Here is a 17409-nt window from a genome sequence, read left to right on the forward strand (position 1 = left end):
CTCAAGCAAGATCTGGGCCGTGAGGTGAAGGCGTGACTGCACGTGTCACGGCGCTAAGAAACCATCGAGCGGTGCGCGAAAATGGGGCGAAAGCACTCATTACCGGGCACGCGCCTGTAACCGTCGGGGACACGCCCTAACGTGGGAAGGGTCTAGCGTTGGCAACCCCGAACGCTCTTCAGGTCAGCAGTTGAGTCATCCACTGTATATGCCGGGCGGTCCGGTGGATTTTTTCTTCCGGCACCGACTGCCTGGCGTTCTCGAAACTGGCCAGGGTCTTTTGTTTCTGATGCAGCAAGCGCTGCCACTTCGCCACGAACGCCGGACTGCGCTCCAGCAAATGCAGCGGTCCGAAATACAGCTGTTCTTCGGTGTAGGACACAGGCCCGGTCCGTTCGGCGACGATGATTTCGTAATAGAAGCGGTTCTCGTGCAGCAGCTCTTCGTGCACGATGCGATAGTCGTTGTGCATCAACCAGTGGCGCAATGGATACTCGCCGCCATTGGGTTGCAGGACCAAGCGTTCCCGGCCGCTCAACTGTGCCTTGCCTTGGTCGAGAATGTCACGAATCGTCTCGCCGCCCATGCCGCACAGGCTGATGGCGGTGATGGCGTCGTCCGGCGCGATGGCCGCCAGCCCATCGGCCAGGCGCACGCTGATATAGGCTTCAAGGCCGCTGTTGCGCACGGTGCGCCGGGCCGCCTGAAAGGGCGTGCTCGCAGCCTCCCCCGCCACCGCGCCGGCAATGGCGCCACGGCGCATCAGCGCCACCGGCAAGTAACCGTGGTCCGAGCCGATGTCGGCCAGGCGCGCGCCGGCCGGCACCTGCGCGGCCACGCGCTCCAGGCGCAGGGACAATGTGTGTGGATTCAACGCGGGTTCCTTTTCATTCGCCGGAAAAACGATCACGGCTGTTGGTCAAATGCAGCACCATCGCCGCGCGCGCGGCGTCCGGGTCCTGACGCTGGAGCGCATTGAAGATCGCCTCATGCTCCAGGCTCGCCAGTTGACCCAGCTTGGCAAAATCCGCCCCGCCACGCTCGTCAGCCTTGACCTGGGTGCGCGGGATCATCGCGGTGCCCAGATGCTGCATGATTTCACTGAAAAACGTATTGCCGGTGGCTTCGGCGATCAGTTGGTGAAAGCGCTTGTCCTCCTCCACACAGCTGTCGTTGCTGGCCAGGGAGGCCTGATAGTCGTCCAGCGCCTGGCGCATGTGGGCCAGTTGCACGTCGGTACGGCGCAACGCGGCCAATGCCACCGCCTGTACTTCCAGGCCCAGGCGCAGCTCCAGCATATTGCGCACGCTGGCGACGGTGTCGACGTGCAGGCGCAGGCCCTGCCGGGCGTGTTGCGCCAGGACGAACGTGCCGATGCCGTGGCGCGTCTCCACCAGACCCGACGCCTGCAGCTTGGAAATGGCTTCGCGCACCACCGTACGGCTCACCCCATGCTCGATCACGATGGTGGATTCGGACGGCAGTTTTTCGCCCGGCTTGAGCTGCCCGAGCAGAATGCGCCGGGTCAGCGCGTCGACCACGCCTTGGGCCAGGTTGGTGGAGCGTCTGCGCACAGGGGGCGCGTTTTCATTGGGCATCGCTGAGGGTCCACGGGGTTGGGCTGAGGGGAGCTTAACACCCCGTTCACGGACGGCGCCGAGTTGATTCATGAAACCACCAACTTGTATGACAACTAATCTGATAACGCGTTGTCGCCCCTAGGATTTTCTGCGGTACAGCGCGCGCCCCGCTAACGAAAAAACTCCTGTAAATGCGGTAATTAGCCAAAATAACTGATTCGGTAGCGCTTTTATAAGAACAAAATAATCTCGACGCCACATTGCGGTTTATAAAAATGTACTTGTATGATGTCTGGCAACAAAACCCAAACCCGCATAAAAACAAATCAGGGGGCGTTTTCCATCGTGAACCATTCCAGCCATGCATCCGCTGCATCACAAACCGATTCGGTGCTTACCCGCGCCGTGAGCAAAGTGAAGGGCCATGTGCTCCCACTGTTCGTGATCATGTTCATCCTCAACTACATCGACCGGGTCAATATCGGCTTCGTGCGCACGCACATGGAGCACGACCTGGGCATCGGCGCGGCAGCCTATGGCTTCGGCGCCGGGCTGTTCTTCATCGGCTACGCGATCTTTGAAGTGCCGTCCAACATGCTGCTGCAAAAAGTCGGCGCGCGCATCTGGCTGACGCGCATCATGTTCACCTGGGGCATCGTCGCCACGTTGATGGCGTTCATCCAGAACGAAACCCACTTTTACATTCTGCGGTTCCTGCTGGGTGTGGCTGAAGCAGGCTTCTTTCCCGGGGTGATCTACTACTTCACGCGCTGGTTGCCCGGGGTTGAACGCGGCAAAGCCATCGCGATCTTCCTCAGCGGTTCGGCGGTGGCGTCCTTGATCTCCGGCCCGCTGTCGGGTGCGCTGTTGCAGATCGAAGGCTTCGGACTGCACGGCTGGCAATGGATGTTCGCCATCGAAGGCCTGGCCTCTGTGGCGCTGGGCTTCTTTGTGTGGTTCTGGCTGGACTCCAAGCCCCATGACGCCAAGTGGCTGAGCCGCGAAGAACAGGACGCGCTGGTTGCGGCCATCGATCAGGAACAGCGTGACCGCGAAGCCCTGACCACGGTCAAACCAACCCTCGGCAAGCTGCTCAAGGACCGACAGATCCTGCTGTTCTGCGTGTTGTATTTCTGCATCCAACTGACGATTTATGCAGCGACGTTCTGGCTGCCGAGCATCATCAAGAAGATGGGCGACCTGAGCGACGTACAAGTCGGCTTCTTCAATTCGATTCCCTGGCTGATCTCGATCATCGCCATGTACGCCTTCGCAACGCTGTCAGGCAAGTTCAAGTTCCAGCAGGCGTGGGTCGCGGCAGCCTTGTTGATCGCAGCGGCCGGGATGTTCATGTCCACCACCGGCGGGCCGATCTTCGCCTTCGTGGCGATCTGCTTTGCGGCCATCGGGTTCAAATCCGCGTCTTCGTTGTTCTGGCCGATTCCCCAGGGCTACCTCGACGTGCGCATCGCGGCCGCAGTGATCGCCTTGATCAACTCCATCGGCAACCTGGGCGGCTTTGTCGCACCGACCACCTTCGGCTTTCTGGAACAAACCACCGGCTCGATCCAGGGCGGGCTTTACGGCCTGGCCGGCACCTCGGTGCTCGCGGCTATCCTGGTGTTTTTCGCCAGGACCTCACCTGCCGCCGGGCTAATGTCTCCCAGCATTGCGCCCACCGCCAACGCCATCAGCAAACCTCTTTGAGCGTATAAGGACCTTGCCATGAATACTCCCGTCATCACCCACTTGCACGTCATCCCGGTCGCCGGTCACGACAGCATGCTGCTGAACCTCAGCGGCGCCCACGGTCCTTACTTCACGCGCAATATCGTGATTATCAAGGACAGCAGCGGCAACACCGGCGTGGGTGAAGTGCCCGGTGGCGAACGCATCCGTGAAACCCTGGAGGACGCGCGCAGCCTGGTGATCGGCCAGCCGATCGGTCAGTACCAGCGCATCCTCAACCAGATGCGCAGCACCTTTGCCTCTCGGGACGCAGCCGGGCGTGGGCTGCAAACCTTTGACCTGCGTATCACCATTCACGCGGTTACGGCGATAGAGGCGGCGCTGCTCGACTTGCTCGGTCAGTTCCTCGAGGTGCCGGTGGCCGCCCTGCTCGGCGAGGGCCAGCAACGCGACGCAGTGAAAATGCTCGGTTACCTGTTCTACGTCGGTGACCGCACCGCCACGGACCTGGCCTACCGCAACGAGGCCGACGCCGATGACGACTGGTTGCGCCTGCGCCATGAAAAAGCCCTGACTGCCGACGCCGTGGTACGCCTGGCCGAAGCCGCCAAGGCCCGATACGGTTTCAACGACTTCAAGCTCAAGGGCGGCGTATTGAGTGGCGATGCCGAGATCGAAGCGGTCACCGCCCTGGCCGAGCGCTTTCCGGATGCGCGCATCACCCTTGACCCGAACGGCGCCTGGTCGCTCAAGGAAGCCATCCGCCTGTGCCGCGACCAGCATCACGTCCTGGCCTACGCCGAAGACCCCTGCGGCGCGGAAAACGGCTATTCGGGCCGCGAAGTCATGGCCGAATTCCGCCGCGCCACGGGCCTCAAAACCGCCACCAACATGATCGCCACCGACTGGCGCGAAATGGGCCACGCCATTCAGTTGCAATCGGTGGACATCCCCCTCGCCGACCCGCATTTCTGGACGATGCAAGGCTCGGTGCGCGTGGCGCAAATGTGCCATGAATGGGGCCTGACCTGGGGCTCGCACTCCAACAACCATTTCGATATTTCCCTGGCCATGTTCACCCAGGTGGCGGCGGCCGCGCCGGGCGAGATCACCGCTATCGACACCCACTGGATCTGGCAGGACGGACAGCGCCTGACCCGGGAGCCACTGAAGATCGAAGGCGGCTACGTAAAGGTGCCGGCCAAGCCTGGCCTGGGGGTGGATATCGACATGGACGCCGTGGCCAAGGCCCACGAGTTGTACAAGGATATGGGCCTGGGCGCGCGGGATGACAGCGTGGCGATGCAGTTCCTGATGCCGGGTTGGCGCTTCAACAACAAGCAGCCTTGCCTGGTACGGTGAGACCGCTCCTGCCAATGGCAGGCCCGGCAAGAAAGAATCTAATCCACACCCGCGCACGATGTGGGAGGGGGCTTGCTCCCGATGCAATGCCAGTCAGTTAAGCGTACACCGCCGTCTGTAGGAGCGAGGGGGGCGCCTAGCTCTTGCTCGCGAAAAACGTCAACGATAACGCGTGCTTTCTGAATGAACGCGGTGCCTGTGAGTTTTTCGCGAGCAAGCTCGCTCCTACAAAAAGCCTGGTGTATCAGCTATTGAAATGTTGGTTGTTCTGCCGCTATCGGGAGCAAGCCCCCTCCCACATTTTGACCTGCGCTTGGCGTCAGAATGCCAATGATGCACCGTCTTCAGGAATATCCACCCGTCCCTCGATACCGTGCTGCTTGACGTAGCTGCGCAACGCCTCGCGGGTCAGGGACATGTGGTTGATGGCGTCCATATGCACCGCCACGATCTTCGCGTTTTTTGCGGTCTGGGCAGCGCGCAGCACATCTTCCTCGCCCATGATGATCGAGCCTTTATACCCTGCCATCATGGCCTTTCCGGCATTGAGCACGATCACCTCAGGCTGAAACGTCTCGATGGCCTGGTCGACCTCTTTGCGCCACACCGTGTCACCGGCCAGGTACAGCGTCTTATAGCCCGGCGCTTGAAACACCACGCCCATGGCTTCGCCCAACGGCTTGGCCAGTGCCGGCACGGCATACATCTCGTCGGTGCCATGCTGGCCGCCGGTCTTGGTGATCTTGACGCCGCCGAACTGCGCCTCGTCGGTCAGCACACGCACATTCTTGAAGCCTTGGGAACGAATCAGTTGCGCGTCTTCTTCATGCTGGGCAAACAACGGGATGTCCTTGGGCAGCGCTTGCTGTGCGGCGTCGTCCCAGTGGTCAAGGTGGGTGTGTGTAACGATTACAGCGTCGACGCCGGAAATAACCTCGGCCGGGGACTCGGTCAAGTCCACCAGCGGGTTGCGCAGCTCGCTGCGGTAGGTGTTTTCAAAGCCTGGGTAGGTGCCCTTTTTAGCCAGCATCGGGTCGATCAGAAAGGTGGTACCGCCATAGGTGATTTTCACCGTCGCGTTACGCACTTGTTGAAGGTCCACCTTGTGGGCGGCTTCTGGTGTGCTCGAGCCTGCAAATGCGGGGACGGCAGCGGCGCCGCAAGCAATGCCGAGGGCCAGGGGTAGCGTTGTAAATTTCATGAGTCTTATCCTGTTGATGTATCGAGGCGTTCATTCTTGCCAAATCCGCTGAAGGCCAACAGTGGCCTGAATGACAGATAGCGATATAATCGGGCCAACCGCTCTGCGCTCCCGAGATTGCCCCGATGCCCCCCATACGTGTAGCCGTTCTCGCCTTCGACGGCGTCAGCCTGTTTCATCTCTCCGTGCCGGGAATGGTGCTGGGAACGGCCCACTCCAGGCCCGACGAGCCTCATTACCAGGTCGATTACTGTGCCGAGCAGCCCGGCATAGTCAGCAGTGACCAAGGCCTCGGGCTGTCCGTGAGCCTCGGCCTGGAACTGATGCACACGGCCGATGTGATCATCATCCCCGCCTGGGGCGATCAGTCGGTGACGGCGTCCCCCACGCTCATCAACGCGCTGCAGCTGGCCGATGCACAGGGCAAGCTGATGGTGGGCTTGTGTCTGGGCGCATTCGTGCTGGGCGATGCGGGCCTGCTGGACAACAAGGAAGCCACCACCCACTGGGCCGTCCGCGACGAGTTTGCGCGGCGCTTTCCCGACGCTCGGTTCCGGCCGGAGGTTCTGTATGTATGTGACGGCAACATCATCACTTCCGCCGGTACCGTAGCGGCCATCGACTGTTGCCTGCACTTGGTACGCCAGCGCCTCGGCGCCGATGTGGCGAACCGTACTGCGAAGATGCTGGTCACCCCGCCCCACCGCCAGGGCGGCCAGGCGCAATACGTGGAGCACCCGGTGCCGCAACTATCCAGCGAGACGCACCTGTCGCAGGTGCTGGCATGGGCGCGCGCGCACCTGGCCGAGGACCTGTCGCTGGACGTGCTGGCGGACCGGGCCAGGATGAGCAGGCGCACCTTTACTCGTCGGTTCAAGGAGGCCACCGGCACCACGGTGTCCAAATGGTTGAGCGCCGAACGCGTGGCCAGGGCGCAGGCGCTGCTGGAGACGACCGATCTGGCGGTTGAATGCATCGCAGGGGAAGTGGGATTTGGCACGGCACTGTCATTGAGACAGCATTTTGGCAGGCAACTGGGCACGTCGCCTTCGGAGTATCGGAAGATGTTTTGCCTGGGAGTGGAACAGTGACAACACCCTGTCGACATGTCCTACAGCGGGCTTCAGCGCCTTGCTCCGTTGCCTACAGTTGCGTCAGAATCCGCCGGCTTGTGCGCTTGGATGGGCGTCTCTAAGGTGGCTCGGTCGCTGACAACTCAGTGATCGGGTTTAGTAGCCCGAGTGACAACATAAAGTGCATGAGCCTCATCGATCAGATGTTCTTGTCTGTGCTTGATGGTGGCTGTGCGCAGGGCGCCCTCGGGCGCGCCGGCTTTGTGTGTTTCCCCGGTCTACTAACCTGCGTACAGCCGCCACCCTTTCGTTTAGTAGCGAAAAGGTGTTGGCCTTAAAACAGGTACAACACACAGGTTCAAAGTCACGCCAAACCCTCCAAACGATCCCGACCTGAAACTCAATCAAGCGGCGCATCGTGCGATCGATCACTACCTCAACGCTGGCGCCGAGGCGCCTGCACCACCATCGTCCACGCTGTTCTGCGTCGCTGAGAATGCCAGCAGCGAAACGCTCATCGCCAACAGCTATGAAACCTTCACCTCGGTTACCGCCTTGCTGCTCGACCTGTCGGATGAACCGACCGGCAAACAGCGCGACGTGGCGCTGGCGATTCACCAACTGAGTGAGTTGGGGGTTTTGTTGGTGGATAAGCTGATGGAGCGCGAGAGCGCTGGAGCGGGAAGCTGACTCTCCAGTAGTTCGATAGATCGCGGAGTCGTTGCGACCCAGGTCACGACGATTCCGCGACTTGCTTGCGATTAGCCAACTCCGGGGCAGACCACTATAAGATGGGCCTGGGCACCGCCGCACGGCGCCAAACGCCCTCTTACGCACCGGAGAAATTTTCGATGAAGCTTCCCCAGATCAGCACATTCATCACTCAATGGCCCTCCCTTGGCCTGGGCACTGCCGCCGCCTGGCAGGTGACCCAGGACTGCGAAAATCACGTCCTGGCGTTGCTTTCACGCCTCGGCGCAGGCTACCGCCGCCACGGAAACTGTGCCATTCATGAAAGCGCCACGGTCGAAGAAGGCGCTGTGCTGAAGGGGCCGATCATCATCGGTGAAGGCTCATTCGTCGCCGCAGGCGCCTACCTGCGTGGCGGCGTTTATCTGGGCAAACAGTGCATCGTGGGCCCAAGCTGCGAACTGAAAAGCAGCTTCATGCTTGGGTCGAGCAAGCTGGCGCATTTCAACTTTGTCGGCGATTCGGTGATCGGCGAAGGCGTCAATATCGAGGCCGGTGCAATCATCGCCAACTATCGTAACGAACTGGATGGCGCGGATATCAGGATCCGCTATGCCGATGCTGTCATTGAGACGGGCGTGAACAAATTCGGCGCCCTGGTAGGCGACGGCTGCAAAATTGGCGCAAACGCCGTCATCGCTCCCGGCGCGTTCCTGCAGCCCAACAGCCGTGTTGCGCGGTTGGGGTTGATTGATCAGCTCGCCTACGACTAAGCAGCGTCAGCACGATCTGCAGTGCGGGTGCGGAACAGGGATTGCGCCACTTGCGCACTACCCAAATTGCCGGTTTCAGATCATGCTGCGCCTCTCACTTCAAGGACGATAAAAACAGTGAAAACCACCCTCGCCGCCTTGCTCCTGATTGGCATGATCACTCCCGCATTCGCCAACGACAATCCCATCGGTTTCAACACCACCAACCTGCCCGACGCACGCAACCAGCGCGCGCTGGAAATGGTGGTCTGGTACCCCACAGCAACCAGGGCCACTCCCCAGTTGATCCGGGACGACGCGGTATTCTTCGGCGCTCTGGCAGTGCCCGATGCGCCGCCGGCCGGTGGTGAACACCCGCTGGTGGTGCTCTCCCACGGCTACGGCGGCAATTGGGGCAATCAGCTGTGGTTGGCGAGTGCGCTGGCTCAGCGGGGTTATATCGTGGCGGCGGTGAATCATCCGGGCACTACCAGTAAGGACCGCAGTGCAGATGCGGCGGCGCAGTTATGGCAGCGACCCAGAGACCTGAGCCGCGCCATCGATGCGGTGCTTGCGCGGCCGAAGCAATTTGGTGCGGTGGCGCAAAACCGGATTGCGGCGGTGGGCCATTCTCTCGGTGGCTGGACGGTGCTGGAAAACGCCGGTGCGCGTTTCGATGCTGATCTGTTCGCCCGGGACTGCCTGGCCCATCCCAAGTTGGGTGGTTGCATCGGCTACGCGCAGATGAATCCCACCGGCGCTGTCGATGGCAAAGCCCAACTGGCCGCTGACTTGAGGGATAAGCGCGTCGCCGCTGTGGTGTCATTGGACCTGGGCCTGTCGCGAGGCATGACCGATGCCAGCCTGGCCGCGCTGCCCGTGCCGGCGCTGGTGATTGCTGGAGGCGTGCCCTCGGAGGACATGGCTGTGGGGCTGGAGTCTGCCGACTTGGCCAGTCGGCTGCCGAAAGCATCCACGCAATACGTGGAGATCAGCGACGCGAGCCACTTCAGCTTTATGGCGCAGTGCAAACCCGGCGCGGCGGCGATACTCGACGAGGAGATGCCCGGTGACAGCATGATTTGCCGAGACAGCGAGGCCGGGCGGCCCCGGGCGCAGATTCAGCAACAGGTGATCACGCTGATCAGCGCGTTCCTCGCGCATTGATCGGTGGCATCCTCGGCAGGTAAACCTTTCAATCCAGGTTTTTTTTAGCTGGTATCATTTGCGCCTTTACCTGCCAGGCCAACGCACATGAACCGCCAGAAAAAACTCCAGCAGCTTTTCAAGGCGAAAGCCAAAAAGGCCAACGCCAAACTGGCGCCGAAAAGCAAAGAAAAATACATCAGCAAGGCGGACCGTTTGAAGCTGGACGCCGAGGCTGCTCAAGCCCCAATCACGCCTGCCGAGACGCCTGCTCAATAAGGCGCATCGCCGACGGCGTGCCCGCTTCATATTTGCCCCAGATACGCCGCAGATGGCGCGCCGAGCCAAAGCCTGCGCGCTCGGCAACGGTTTCGATGTCCAGGCTCGACGCCGCCAGCAGCTCGCGGGCCACGGTCAGGCGCAGACGGTGCAGGTAATCCAGCGGGCTGATGCCGACATGTTCGTGGAACAGGCGCGCCAGGTGGCGGCTGCCGGTGCAGGCCAGGTTCGCCATGCGGGTGACGGTCCAGGCTTCACAAGGCGCGGCGGCAATGGCGTCCTGTACGCGATGGACGGCCGGGTGCAGGTGATTGCGTCCGGTGATCCACGGCGATAACTGCGGGTCAGTGCCGCTGCGGCGCAGGTACACCACCATATCCCGCGCGACGGCGCATGCCAGCCTGGGCCCGGCGCGCTCGGCGACCAGGTGCAGCATCATATCGATACCGGCTGTGATGCCGGCGCTGCAACTGACCGGGCCATCGGTGACGTACAGGCGGTTTTCCAGCACTCGCGCCTTGGGCGCAAGGGCCTGGAGCGTGGCACACAGCGCGTGGTGCGTGGTGCACCGGCGCCCGTCAAGCAGCCCCGCGCGAGCGGCCGTCAGCGCGCCGGCGCACACGCATATCAAACGCTCGCCGGAGGGCGCGAACACCGTTTGCAGCCACTGCACCAGGCTGGCACTGGCGGATTCGAAGGCGCGTTGCCCCGCTTTGTCTACCTTCATGCTGGAACCCACCAGCACCACCAGGGTGCCGGGCGCCAAGCAGGCCGGCAAAGGCGCCAGGCCGGTTAACGACAGGCCGATAGAGGTGTGCAGGGACCGCACCGGACTGACGTACTGCAGCGCGAAATCCACCGCCGCCGGATCATCCACCTGCGCGGCCAGACGCAGCACTTCGGCAGGCCCGGCCAGATCCAGCATCAGCACATTGGGCAATAGCACGAACAGCACCGGCACGCTCATTGAGTCACCCCGCCAAGGCTTGGGCGACGGTGACGATGCGCGCAAACCGACCTTCCAGCACCAACTCGGTACGCTCGCGAATCTCGGCAGGCGTGTACACCCGGCCGCTGCGGGCGTGGGTCATCGGGAAGGTCAGCGTGGCCTCACTGACGAAGTCGACGTCAAAACCGCTGTCCGAGGCCTGGCGCGTGGTGGTCTCGCAGCACTGTTCGGTACGGATGCCGCTGATGATCAAACTGGTAACGCCCATCTCGATGAGGCGCGCAGCCAGCGGCGTACCGGCGAAGGCGCTGTGGTAGTGCTTATGGATGACCAACTGCGGATCGATCGCAAGCTCGCTCAATACCCTGACGTTACCCGATGCCAGCGAAAAGTGGCCCTGGTCTTCCACATGAAACACCTGCACCACCGGGATACCTTGTTGAACGCAGCCATCGATAAGGGCCTGCTGGTTTTCCAGGTAATTGGGCAGGTCGTTTTCGGACCAGTAAGGTGCGTGCAGGAATGAATGTTGGGCGTCGATTACGATCAGGGCTCTGCGGCTCATGGTGGGTCCTTCAAGGCCGATATAGGGGGCATCTGCAAACTATGCTAAAGCCCCCCGCAAGACAGCAACAGGTGCGAGACGGACCGATTCAGGACGGATTCGGACATACCAGGAAACCTGCAATCGCTCGCTCAGCAGCCGCTCAAGGCCACCTGACGCCGTTCGTCCGCGAAGAAGAACGGTCGCAGCCGCACGCCCACGCTGTTGCCGATAAACGCAGCCACCAGCCACAGCCAGCCATGCAGGCTACCCGAAGCGATGCCGCTGAAATAGGCGCCGATGTTGCAGCCATACGCCAGGCGAGAGCCATAGCCGAGCAACAGGCCACCGATGACCGCCGCAATCAACGAGCGCGCCGGAATTTTCAAGCTCGGTGCAAAACGCCCGGCAAGGCCCGCGGCCAACAGCGCGCCAAGCACGATGCCGATGTCCATGACGCTGGTGATGTCCTCCCAAACGGGTGCGGCCAGGGCCTTGGCGTTGGTCGGCATCTGCCAGAACGCCCAACTGCCTACGTCTACACCCAGCCCACTTGCCACCTTGGCGCCCCACAGGGCGAACGCTGAAGTAATGCCCCACGGCCGCCCGGCCAGGGCCAGCGTGGCATAGTTGAGCAGCGCCAGGCCAATTGCCCCCCACACCAACGGCCAAGGCCCACGCAGGAAGCGGCGCAGCCCCTGATGTTCGCTGGTCGCGCCTGCTTCAAGCTGGCCATGACGGCCCTTCTCCAGACGCACAGTCATCCACGCAATGAATGCGAATACCGCCAGACTCAGAAGCAACGCCGGCAGTACGCCAAAACTTTTGACGATTGAAATCGGCGGCAACGATGGCAAGGCAAACCACCAGTCGACGTGATGGGTGGCAATCAACGAACCGCAGATAAAGAACAACAGGGTCACCAGCATGCGCGCATTACCGCCGCCGACGGTGAATAAGGTGCCCGAGGCGCAACCGCCGCCCAACTGCATGCCGATGCCGAAGATAAACGCGCCGAAGACCACCGACACCCCGGCCGGCGCCACCAGCCCGACCACCGGCTGGCCGAACAAGGTTCCCGCGCCCAGCGCCGGGAAGAACAGCACCACCGCCACCGCCAGCATCACCATCTGCGCACGCAACCCGGCACCGCGCCGATCCTTGATAAACACACGCCAGGCCGAGGTAAACCCGAAGGCGGCGTGGTACAGCGTCAGGCCCAAGGCGGCGCCGACGATCAGCAACAATACCTGGCGCATGCCCACCGCATTCTGCAGGAACAGGGCGCCTGCCATCAGGATGATAAAGGCCAGCAGGGGCGCGGCCGGCTTGCGTGCCGGCGTCAGGGAAAGAGAAGTGCTCATGGGGATCTCAACGTGTTTGAAGTTAATCAGTATAAACCCGGTGCGATTGCGGTCAGGCGCTGACATTGCCCGCCTGACTGTCGCCCGGGTTGATCGAGTTCCACGCAGCCTCAGCCAGCAGTTCACGATACTCCCAGGGACTCTTCCTGACCTTCGCCGACAGCCACGCGCGCGCGTAGCTTTCTGCCGCGCCGATGATCAACGAGGGAATCAGTTCGGCGGGCAAATGGCTGAAATGTTCCTTGCGCCCTGCACCGCTCATCCAGTCTTTCAACTGTTGGTTGCGGTGTTTATTGCGTGAAACCAGCTCGTCTTTGAATGGGCCATTGGACACGGCGAAGCCACTCTGGAACACAAACCGCGCCCAGTCCGGCTGTTCAGTCACCCACTCGACGTAGCTGTACACCAGCCCGGTCACCCCCGCCTGGGCGGTATCCGCCGCTTGCAGATAGCGGTCACGCAGACTGGCCTGGTCCTCGAGCGCGGCGAAGAACAGCGCCGCGACCAACCCCTCTTTATTGCCGAAGTGGTGGTAGATGGCACCCACGCTGGTCTCGCACCGGGCGCGGATGGTTTCGATATTGGTCGCTTCGATGCCCGCCTCGTTAAAGCACGCCAGCGCCTCACGCAGGATGGTGCGCTTGAGGTCGCTGCGCCTGCCCGGGAAGGTGCGCTCGATAAGGTCGATGGAATGCATGCACAGGGACGCCAAATGAAAAGAGTCTATAGGTTCTGCGGGCGGCAGAGAAAGGCTGGCTTGACACTCAGCAAACTAACGGAATATTGTTCCGTTACAGAATATTATTCTGCATCCCAACCATGAGGACACCCAATGAGCCAAGCACTCAGCATGTTCAACAGCGTAGGCCCTGCCGCGTTCAGCAACCTGGCCTGCCAAATGGCACCGTACTTCAGCACGATCACGCCCGAGATCGCTGAGTTGCGCCCCAACCACGCGGTGGTCAACGTGCCGTTTCGCAAGGAAATCACCAACCATCTGGCTTCGGTGCACGCGATTGCGCTGTGCAACGCAGCAGAACTGGCCGGCGGGATGATGACCGACGCGTCCATTCCCCCTGGCGCACGCTGGATTCCCAAAGGCATGACCGTGGAATATCTGGCCAAGGCAAAAACAGACATTCGCGCGATCGCCGATGGCAGTGCCATCGACTGGCAAACCACCGGGGACAAGATTGTACCCGTGGAGGTGTTCGATGAAGGCGGCATCAAGGTCTTCACCGCCCACATCACCATGAATGTGAAACTGGCTTAACTCAGTGCCCCACCGCCGCAGGCCCATCGGCAGACCGCCGTCCCGGTTTGCAGCAAGGTGGCGGCACCGCCCCCCCCGCAACGCTGCGTCATAGAGAAACCCAGCGGGTATCTGGTCATAAAGGGCTATGCTGATTCAGCTCAGTCGTCAGTGGATATTTCGGTTAGGGAGAACGCATCATGTTCGCAGTAGGCGTGGCGCTAGTCGCAGTAGGCTTGGGCACCGGCAATCCTGGCTTCTGGATACCAGGCTGTGTGTTCATGGCGATTGGGAGCGCTCGAAGAGGCAATCGTCGAGACTGATGGCAGGGGTAAGCGAGGGCGAGAACGTAACGCTGGGGCCGGCTGATGGTCGATCCTCAAAACGGTTACAGCAGGCGGCTCCAAGCGATGCATGAAGTCTTGGCTACGCACAAACCGCTATAAACTCGACAACATTCACACTGAGGTTCGCTACTCATGGCAGGTATTCAAAAGATTGCTCAGATTGGCTTCTCATCGCAAGCCGGTACCTACGCCAAGGGCCGCCCGGGCTACCCAATCGAACTACATACATGGCTTAGAGAAGTACTCGGCATCCTTCCCGGGTCGACGGTTATCGATTTAGGGGCTGGCACTGGAAAATTCACTCGATTGTTGAAATCCATGCAGATCGATGTTGTTGCAGTCGAACCTGTTGAGGCTATGCGAGCCGAGTTTGCCAAGAGCCTACCAGACATCAGGATTCTAGACGGGACCGCCGAATGTATCCCGCTGGAATCTGAAACAGCGCAAGCATTGGTGTGCGCCCAAGCCTTCCATTGGTTTGCAAACGAAAAGGCTCTTGCCGAGATTCATCGAGTGCTCGAACCGGACGGTCGACTGGGACTGATATGGAACGTACGCGATGAGTCGGTGGACTGGGTGGCTGCCATCACCGACATCATTACTCCTTACGAAGGGGATACCCCACGCTTTCATACCGGGTTGTGGCGGTTAGCATTCACGGGGCACCAATTTTCCACCCCCGAACTGACCTGTTTTCGATACACGCATTCAGGTAGTGCCAAGGAAGTGATCATTGACCGGATCCTGTCGGTGAGCTTCATCGCTGCTCTACCTCCTGACGAAAAGGCGAAAGTGACCGAGCAGTTGCAGAACCTGATCGAAACTCACCCACTCCTGCGCGGGCGTGAAACTATTGAGTTTCCCTATCAAACCCAAGCCTATTTATGCCGCTGTTTGGATTGATTGTGCTGGTGCAGCAGAGCTGCGCGCCGGTATAGCTATAACAGCGAGTCAAATCCCACGCAAAAAAAAGCCTGCATCGCTGCAGGCTTTTCTCTATCTGGCTCACGGCCTGGACTCGAATCAGGGACCCAATGATTAACAATCATTTGCCAACGCCCCCAAGGCAGAACGTCACCCTCCTCTTCCCAACCGCCCTCACAAATTTTCTGCCTGAGCCTGCGGGTGAATCTATTCGTGCCTTCCGACAATCAGAACTGAATTTGGCTACGTAAGGCTCGTCTGCGGCGCACGGAAATATCTGGACAATTTCTGCAAGATCGAACTTCAACTGATCGAGTGGGAAATAGCGTCTCCAAACAGGGCCCGTCCGGGCTGCGCCCTTCCTTGACGACCGATCCAGCTTTTTATACATATAAAATATGCATAATGAAAACATTCATGGTTCAATTCGACAATGCAAAAAGCCTCTCCAATCAGCGCAAGCATAGAGGCATAAGCCTTGCTGATGCAGAGCCGGTGTTTTATGACGAGGCAGCCCTAACCATGCAAGACCGCGATCATGCAGAAGAACGCTGGGTGATTATGGGCACAGATGCAAAGGGGCGCGTATTGGTGGTGGCCTACACCTATCGCGCCCCCAATTTCGTACGCATTATCAGTGCACGGCTTGCATCCAAAAATGAAAGGCGCCAGTACCTGGAGGTTTGAACCATGAAAGACGAATACAACTTCAGCAGCGCCAAGCGCGGCGCCATCGCCAGCAATAGAGGAAAGACCCGCATCACGATTATGCTGGACGATGCGGTGATCGAAGCCGCGCGTGCGCGTGCGGAAAATGCCGGCACCGGCTATCAGACTGTCATCAACAACTTGCTGCGACAGGCATTGGTTTCCCCGGACGCACATGACCTCGCGCCTGTTTCGAACAAACAAGCCAAAACCCTGCAAGTCATCAGCAATGGCATCAGCGTCTCAGAGGTCGAAGCACTGGAGCAACAGCTTATAGCGCTTGCGGGTGAATTAAATCGAATGCTTGCTAGCCCAAAACCAACCAAGTCAAAAGGCAAATCTGTCCCATAGCCAACGTCGCCCTGCTTTAAGGCGGGTTGACTCGTCAAATCCCACGCAAAAAAAAGCCCGCATCGCTGCAGGCTTTTCTCTATCTGGCTCCACGACCTGGACTCGAACCAGGGACCCAATGATTAACAGTCATTTGCTCTACCAACTGAGCTATCGCGGAATGCGCCGTATGTTACTGATTAAAAAGAAGAAGTCAAGCCTCCTCTGACAGTTGTCACGACTGGACAGGCTGACCGGCCGAAACCGCCTGCTCCCTGGCCAGTTCCAGCCATGCCCGGGCTGCCGGTGGCAAGTGGGCGCTGGCGCGCCAGGCCAGGGCGATGTGCCAATCGGTGTGGGGTTCGTCCAGCAGGATCAAGGCGATGCCGGCGTGCTGGTGTTTGTGCGCCAGCATCCGGGGCAGGAAGGCCACGCCCAGGCCGGCAGCGACCAGGTCGACGATGAAGTCGATTTGCCCGCTGCGTGCCGTCACTTTTGGCACAACGCCCTTGCGTTCGCAGGCGGCGAGAATTTTCGCGTTGAGGGCGAAACCGGCTTCGAACAGGATGAACGGTGAGTCCGCGAGGTCAGTGAAGTCGATGTGTTCGCGGCGCGCCAGCGGGTGGTTGACGGGCAGCACGGCGATCAGCGGTTCGTTGCGCACCGGCTGGTAGTCGAAGCCCTCGTCCACCGGTAGCAGGAGTGCCGCGAGGTCGACCTCCCCTGCTTCGAGGCATTCGCGCAGCTTTTTGCTGCCGTACTCGGTGAGTTCGATGTCGATGTCGGGGTAACGCGTGCGGTAGGTGGCGAACATGGCCGCAAACAGCAGGCCGCAACCCACCGGCGGCAGGCCGATGCGCAGCACGCCGCGCTTGAGGCCGCGCAGGTCGTTTATCTCGCCCACCAGGTCACGGTGTTCGGCAAGCAGCACCAGGGCGCGGCGGTAGGCAACTTCGCCAGCGGCAGTAAGTTCGTTCCTGTGGCCGAGACGATTAAGCAATGGAGTGCCCAGCTCCTCCTCCAGCGTCTTGACCGCCTTGCTGACCGTGGACTGGGTCAGGGACACGACTTCAGCCGCCTGGGAAAAACTGCCCTGGCGCACCACTTCGACAAACGCGTGCAGTGTTCGCAGATTCATCAGTATTCCCTTTTCGACTGGATTACAGCGATAAAAGTTGTTTTTATCATGCCAGAATTTTGCTTATCGTGGAGCGCTTCG

General features: G+C 60.4%; 19 protein-coding genes and 1 tRNA gene. 11 read left to right on the forward strand and 9 right to left on the reverse strand.

The genetic code is table 11. The features are described from left to right. Positions 1–178: 178 nt before the first annotated feature. Together MRY17_RS17105 and MRY17_RS17110 are read right to left on the reverse strand one after the other, a co-directional pair. A complete protein-coding gene (locus MRY17_RS17105) occupies positions 179–874 on the reverse strand; it encodes a tRNA (adenine(22)-N(1))-methyltransferase (RefSeq protein ID WP_243352554.1) in 696 nt (231 codons plus the stop codon). Positions 875–887: 13 nt separating this feature from the next. Further along, positions 888–1598, reverse strand: a complete 711-nt coding sequence (locus MRY17_RS17110; protein ID WP_191955738.1) for a FadR/GntR family transcriptional regulator — start codon at positions 1596–1598, stop codon at positions 888–890. Positions 1599–1925: 327 nt separating this feature from the next. On the opposite strand from MRY17_RS17110, the gene MRY17_RS17115 reads away from it, so the two are divergent. Both MRY17_RS17115 and gudD read left to right on the forward strand, forming a co-directional pair. Continuing rightward, complete coding sequence (locus tag MRY17_RS17115; protein WP_243352555.1) at positions 1926–3287, forward strand: MFS transporter; 1362 nt, start codon at positions 1926–1928, stop codon at positions 3285–3287. Between the two features lie 18 nt (positions 3288–3305). Beyond that, the gene (gene gudD / locus MRY17_RS17120) at positions 3306–4631 is read left to right on the forward strand and encodes a glucarate dehydratase (protein WP_243352556.1); all 1326 of its coding nucleotides are present in this window, start codon (positions 3306–3308) and stop codon (positions 4629–4631) included. Positions 4632–4950: 319 nt separating this feature from the next. Here gudD and MRY17_RS17125 read toward each other — a convergent pair whose 3' ends face one another. Next, complete coding sequence (locus MRY17_RS17125; RefSeq protein WP_243352557.1) at positions 4951–5832, reverse strand: MBL fold metallo-hydrolase; 882 nt, start codon at positions 5830–5832, stop codon at positions 4951–4953. Between the two features lie 125 nt (positions 5833–5957). On the opposite strand from MRY17_RS17125, the gene MRY17_RS17130 reads away from it, so the two are divergent. The 5 genes from MRY17_RS17130 to MRY17_RS17150 all read left to right on the forward strand — a co-directional run bounded on the left by MRY17_RS17130 (position 5958) and on the right by MRY17_RS17150 (position 9772). Then, positions 5958–6923 carry a GlxA family transcriptional regulator gene (locus MRY17_RS17130; RefSeq protein ID WP_181284524.1) on the forward strand — a complete coding sequence of 322 codons (966 nt, stop codon included), beginning with the start codon at positions 5958–5960 and terminating at the stop codon, positions 6921–6923. A 375-nt stretch (positions 6924–7298) separates the two neighbouring features. Next, positions 7299–7595, forward strand: coding sequence for a DUF6124 family protein (locus MRY17_RS17135; RefSeq protein WP_181284550.1), 297 nt, complete (start codon positions 7299–7301; stop codon positions 7593–7595). A gap of 161 nt (positions 7596–7756) precedes the next feature. After that, the gene (locus tag MRY17_RS17140) at positions 7757–8368 is read left to right on the forward strand and encodes a transferase (protein ID WP_243352558.1); all 612 of its coding nucleotides are present in this window, start codon (positions 7757–7759) and stop codon (positions 8366–8368) included. Between the two features lie 117 nt (positions 8369–8485). Next, on the forward strand, positions 8486–9514 hold the full coding sequence (locus MRY17_RS17145) for an alpha/beta hydrolase family protein (RefSeq protein WP_181284526.1): 1029 nt from the start codon (positions 8486–8488) through the stop codon (positions 9512–9514). An 87-nt stretch (positions 9515–9601) separates the two neighbouring features. Beyond that, positions 9602–9772 carry a DUF2986 domain-containing protein gene (locus MRY17_RS17150; RefSeq protein WP_124424384.1) on the forward strand — a complete coding sequence of 57 codons (171 nt, stop codon included), beginning with the start codon at positions 9602–9604 and terminating at the stop codon, positions 9770–9772. On the opposite strand, the gene MRY17_RS17155 is transcribed toward MRY17_RS17150, so the two are convergent. The 4 genes from MRY17_RS17155 to MRY17_RS17170 form a co-directional block, all read right to left on the reverse strand. Next, the gene (locus MRY17_RS17155) at positions 9744–10739 is read right to left on the reverse strand and encodes a GlxA family transcriptional regulator (protein ID WP_243352559.1); all 996 of its coding nucleotides are present in this window, start codon (positions 10737–10739) and stop codon (positions 9744–9746) included. The genes MRY17_RS17150 and MRY17_RS17155 overlap by 29 nt on opposite strands. Positions 10740–10743: 4 nt before the next feature. Next, the gene (locus MRY17_RS17160; RefSeq protein ID WP_191952058.1) at positions 10744–11286 is read right to left on the reverse strand and encodes a cysteine hydrolase family protein; all 543 of its coding nucleotides are present in this window, start codon (positions 11284–11286) and stop codon (positions 10744–10746) included. A gap of 131 nt (positions 11287–11417) precedes the next feature. Then, positions 11418–12629, reverse strand: coding sequence for a YeeE/YedE family protein (locus MRY17_RS17165; protein ID WP_243352560.1), 1212 nt, complete (start codon positions 12627–12629; stop codon positions 11418–11420). 52 nt (positions 12630–12681) lie between these two features. Continuing rightward, positions 12682–13326, reverse strand: a complete 645-nt coding sequence (locus tag MRY17_RS17170; protein ID WP_243352561.1) for a TetR/AcrR family transcriptional regulator — start codon at positions 13324–13326, stop codon at positions 12682–12684. 135 nt (positions 13327–13461) lie between these two features. Between MRY17_RS17170 and MRY17_RS17175 the strand changes: the two genes are divergently transcribed. From MRY17_RS17175 to MRY17_RS17190, 4 genes are all read left to right on the forward strand, one after another. Next, a complete protein-coding gene (locus MRY17_RS17175; RefSeq protein ID WP_243352562.1) occupies positions 13462–13902 on the forward strand; it encodes a hotdog fold domain-containing protein in 441 nt (146 codons plus the stop codon). 458 nt (positions 13903–14360) lie between these two features. Further along, on the forward strand, positions 14361–15131 hold the full coding sequence (locus MRY17_RS17180; RefSeq protein ID WP_181284532.1) for a class I SAM-dependent methyltransferase: 771 nt from the start codon (positions 14361–14363) through the stop codon (positions 15129–15131). Positions 15132–15557: 426 nt separating this feature from the next. Next, entirely contained in the window at positions 15558–15839 is a 282-nt protein-coding gene (locus tag MRY17_RS17185; RefSeq protein WP_181284533.1) for a BrnT family toxin, read from the forward strand. Between the two features lie 3 nt (positions 15840–15842). Beyond that, on the forward strand, positions 15843–16211 hold the full coding sequence (locus tag MRY17_RS17190) for a BrnA antitoxin family protein (RefSeq protein WP_181284534.1): 369 nt from the start codon (positions 15843–15845) through the stop codon (positions 16209–16211). Positions 16212–16295: 84 nt separating this feature from the next. Here the strand turns inward: MRY17_RS17190 and MRY17_RS17195 are convergent. After that, a tRNA-Asn gene (locus MRY17_RS17195) sits at positions 16296–16371 on the reverse strand. 54 nt (positions 16372–16425) lie between these two features. Next, complete coding sequence (locus MRY17_RS17200; RefSeq protein ID WP_181284535.1) at positions 16426–17328, reverse strand: LysR family transcriptional regulator; 903 nt, start codon at positions 17326–17328, stop codon at positions 16426–16428. Positions 17329–17409 lie beyond the last annotated feature (81 nt).

The sequence above is a fragment of the Pseudomonas orientalis genome (assembly GCF_022807995.1).
GTDB lineage: Bacteria > Pseudomonadota > Gammaproteobacteria > Pseudomonadales > Pseudomonadaceae > Aquipseudomonas > Aquipseudomonas orientalis_B.